4 protein-coding genes and 3 pseudogenes are annotated in these 3,505 nt (G+C 65.3%); 1 reads left to right on the top strand and 6 read right to left on the bottom strand.

Features of this window, described 5'->3' with window-relative positions:
• Positions 1 to 162 precede the first annotated feature (162 nt).
• Positions 163 to 324: pseudogene (locus KPF47_RS41270) on the top strand (DUF2288 family protein); the annotation flags it as partial.
• 76 nt (positions 325 to 400) lie between these two features.
• Here the strand turns inward: KPF47_RS41270 and KPF47_RS41275 are convergent.
• From KPF47_RS41275 to KPF47_RS41300, 6 genes and pseudogenes are all read right to left on the bottom strand, one after another.
• Positions 401 to 1,121, bottom strand: a pseudogene (locus tag KPF47_RS41275) (ABC transporter ATP-binding protein).
• Between the two features lie 10 nt (positions 1,122 to 1,131).
• Positions 1,132 to 2,109 carry an ABC transporter ATP-binding protein gene (locus KPF47_RS41280; RefSeq protein ID WP_224392942.1) on the bottom strand — a complete coding sequence of 326 codons (978 nt, stop codon included), beginning with the start codon at positions 2,107 to 2,109 and terminating at the stop codon, positions 1,132 to 1,134.
• Between the two features lie 57 nt (positions 2,110 to 2,166).
• Complete coding sequence (locus tag KPF47_RS41285; RefSeq protein ID WP_224392943.1) at positions 2,167 to 2,676, bottom strand: branched-chain amino acid ABC transporter permease; 510 nt, start codon at positions 2,674 to 2,676, stop codon at positions 2,167 to 2,169.
• Positions 2,677 to 2,764: 88 nt separating this feature from the next.
• A complete protein-coding gene (locus KPF47_RS41290) occupies positions 2,765 to 3,061 on the bottom strand; it encodes a hypothetical protein (protein ID WP_374108946.1) in 297 nt (98 codons plus the stop codon).
• Positions 3,062 to 3,083: 22 nt separating this feature from the next.
• Positions 3,084 to 3,257 carry a hypothetical protein gene (locus KPF47_RS41295; RefSeq protein ID WP_224392944.1) on the bottom strand — a complete coding sequence of 58 codons (174 nt, stop codon included), beginning with the start codon at positions 3,255 to 3,257 and terminating at the stop codon, positions 3,084 to 3,086.
• Positions 3,258 to 3,297: 40 nt separating this feature from the next.
• A pseudogene (locus tag KPF47_RS41300) lies at positions 3,298 to 3,505 on the bottom strand (hypothetical protein); the annotation flags it as partial.

Raw genomic sequence — 3,505 nt, forward strand, 5'->3', positions numbered from 1 at the left:
GGTACGCCGACGCGCGCGTGGAAGCCCTGTAAGGCAAACCCGCCGCGCGCAACGGCAGCCGACTCACCGAACATTGATATTTCGCATGCAAACCAATCCCGAAAAAGACACCGAACTGCGCCTCAAAGTGAACAGCGAAACGGCCGCCTGGCCTGGAGCGAGCTGGAAAAGCATTTCGCCCAGGGCAACGTCGTCTGGGTCGCCAATGAGCTGGACCTGGTCGAAGTGGCCGTGCGCATCTCGCACGACGACAAGGCCAGTATCGCGCAATGGATGGCCGACGGCAAAATCGCCAAGGTCTCCGACCAGCAGGCGCTGGACTGGCAGGCCGCCGACGCGTCCCTGTGGGCCGTCGTCGTCAGCCCGTTCATCCTGGTGCAGCAGGAAAGCCGACGAAGCACTAATGCCCGCCACCCAGGTAGGCGGCAATCACCTTCGGGTCCGTCTTTAAGCTCTCCGCCGGGCCATGCACGGAAATGCTGCCGTTTTCCAGCACGTAGCCGTAATCGGCCACGTTCAGGGCGGCGGCGGCGAACTGCTCCACCAGCAGCATGGTCACGCCTTCCGCTTTCAAGCGCGTGATGATGCGGAAGACTTCTTCCACCAGGATGGGCGCCAGGCCCATCGACGGCTCGTCCAGCAGGATCACTTCCGGGTTCAGCATCACGGCGCGGGCCATGGCCAGCATCTGCTGCTCGCCGCCGACAAGGTGCCGGCCAGCTGGTCGCGCCGCTCCTTCAGGCGGGGGAACAGCTCCATGGCCTTGTCCAGGTCGGCCTTGATGTCGCCTTTCGGGCGCGCCCGCGTGAAGCGGGGAAAGGCGCCCAGCAGCAGGTTGTCCGTCACCGACATCGAGGCGAACACGCGCCGCCCTTCCGGCGAATGGGCCAGGCCGGCGCGCGCGATGCGGTGGGAATCGAGGCCCGTGACGTCCTTGCCGCCCAGAGTGACGGAACCGGATCTGGTTTGAGCATGCCGGAAATGGCGCGCATGGTGGTGGTCTTGCCGGCGCCGTTCGAGCCGATCAGGGTCACCAGCTTGCCCTTCGGCACGTCGAGCGAAATGCCGTGCAAGACTTCGACTTTGCCGTAGGCGGCGTGCAGATTATTGATCGATAACATGATGTCCCCGTCAGTGTGCTGGTACGGTGTTGGCTGCGGCGTCGCTGCTGCCGCCCAGGTAGGCCTCGATCACCTTCGGATCGCCCTGCACGGCGGCGGGCGCGCCTTCGGCGATCTTCTGGCCAAAGTCGAGTACCGTCACCACGTCCGACAGGGCCATCACCACGTCCATGTGGTGCTCGATGAGGATGATGGTGATGCCGTGCTCGCGGATCTTGCGGATGATGGCCATCAGCTCCTTGATGTCGGGTGCCGTCAGGCCCGCCGCCGGCTCGTCGAGCAGCAGCAGGCGCGGGTTCAGGCCCAGCGCGCGGCCGATTTCCAGCAAGCGCTGCTTGCCATACGGCAAGTTGCGCGCCTCCTCGTCCGCCAGGTCGGCCAGGCCGACGAATTCCAGGATGCTGGCGGCCCGCTCGCGCGCCGCCTTTTCCTCGCGCCTGTAGCGGGGCGTGTGCAGCATCACGTCCAGCACGTTCGACTTGAAGGTGTTGTGCAGGCCCACCAGCACGTTTTCCGTGGCCGTCATCTCGCCAAACAGCTGCACGTTCTGGAAGGTGCGCGCCACGCCGCCCAGGGCGATCTCGGACGGCGTGCGCCCGGAGATGACGGCGCCGGCAAATTCCACCTTGCCCGCCGTCGGCTTGTAGATCCCCGTCAGCACGTTCATCATGGTGCTCTTGCCCGAGCCGTTCGGCCCGATCAAGCCGTGCACGGAGCCTTGCGTGACGTTCAAGTCCACCTGGTTCAGCGCCTTCAGGCCGCCGAACTGCATCAGCGCCTGCTCCACGCGCAGCAGGGGCGCGCCGCGCGGGCCGCCTTGCGCCGGATCAAGCTGGGCAAAGGGCGCGACGCCGCTGGCGGCCACGGATTGCACGTGGCGCCGGCCCTTGCCGACAAAGCTCATCAGGAAACCGACGATGCCGTCCTGCAGGTAGTACACGACGAACAGGGTCATCAGGCCGAAGATGGTCAGGCGCCAGTCGACCATGTTCTCCAGCCGGTAGGAAAACGCGGCCAGGCCGATGGTGGCCCACCAGGGGCACGATCACGCGCGCACGGTGGAACGCCCTTTCGCCAGCATGAGCGCGGAGCCGATCACGCCCAGCACGGCGGCGCCGACGGCGATCTTGCGGAACAGCTCGATATCGGCCAGCAAACTGGGCAGCATGACGACGATGAGGGCGCCGATCAGCGCACCGGAACGCGTCTTGCGCCCGCCCATGATGACGGCCAGCAGGAACAGGATCGTCAGCTCGAAGTTGTAGGTATTGGGCGAAATGTACTCTTCCGAATACGCATACAGGCTGCCGGCCAGCCCCGCGAAACCGGCGCTGATGACGAAGGCATACACCTTGTAGCGGTACACGGACACGCCCATGCAGTCGGACGCGATGGGGCTGTCGCGCAGCGCCTCGAAGGCCCGCCCCAGGTTCGACTTCAGGATGCGGTGCACGACGACGAGCGAAATGACCATCAGCGCGGCCACCATGTAGTAGTACTCCACTTCGCTCAATTTGTGGCCGATGACGACGGGCTTGTGGATCTTGATGCCCATCGGCCTTCCGTCAGGAAGCTCATTTCATTGATCAGGATTTGCACGATGGTGCCGAAGGCCAGGGTCACCATGGCCAGGTAGGGCCCCGTCACGCGCAGGGCCGGCAAGGCGAGGATGGCGCCGAACAGGGCCGCGCCAGGATGCTGGCGGGGATGGCCAGCCAGAACGGCGCGCCCAGCTTGAATACCAGCACGCCCGTGGCGTACGAACCGATGCCGAACAGGCCCGCGTGGCCCAGCGACACCTGCCCCGTGTAGCCGACGACGATGTCGAGGCCGAACAGCAGGATGGCGTAGATCAGGATGGTCTCGGCCAGGTGGATGTAATACGGATTCGGATGACGACGGGGAACAGCGCGAGCACGGCCAGCCCCGCCGCGCTCAATGCGAGCATGGTGATTTTCTTGTTCATGGCGTCCTCAGACTTTCTTGATCGCGGCTTTGCCGAACAGGCCGGACGGCTTGATGGCCAGCACCAGCAGCAGGAGCAGCAGGCCGGTACTCCTTGTAGCCCGTGGAGATGTAGTAGCCCGTGGTGGTTTCCGCGATGCCCAGGATCAGGCCGCCGACGATGGCGCCCACGCCGACGTCAGCCCGCCGATGATGGCCACGGCGAACGCTTTCAGGCCCGCGAGGCGCCCATGGTGGCGCCCGTCAGGGTCAGCGGCGCCACCAGCACGCCCGCAAACGCGGCCGTGGCCGACGACAGGGCGTAGGAAAACGTGATGACCATGCCCGTGTTGATGCCCATCAAGCCGGCCGCGTCGCGGTCATTCGCCGTCGCCACCACGGCCTTGCCGTAGATGGACTTGCGGTTGAACACTTCCACG

The organism is Pseudonocardia sp. ICBG1293 (genome assembly GCF_020131355.1).
In the GTDB taxonomy this organism is placed as follows: Bacteria; Actinomycetota; Actinomycetes; order Mycobacteriales; family Pseudonocardiaceae; genus Pseudonocardia.

Coding starts and splice junctions, on each gene's coding strand:
- KPF47_RS41285 (WP_224392943.1), bottom strand. CDS start 2,676: ATGGGCATCAAGATCCACAAGCCCGTCGTCATCGGCCACAAATTGAGC.
- KPF47_RS41280 (WP_224392942.1), bottom strand. CDS start 2,109: ATGGTCGACTGGCGCCTGACCATCTTCGGCCTGATGACCCTGTTCGTC.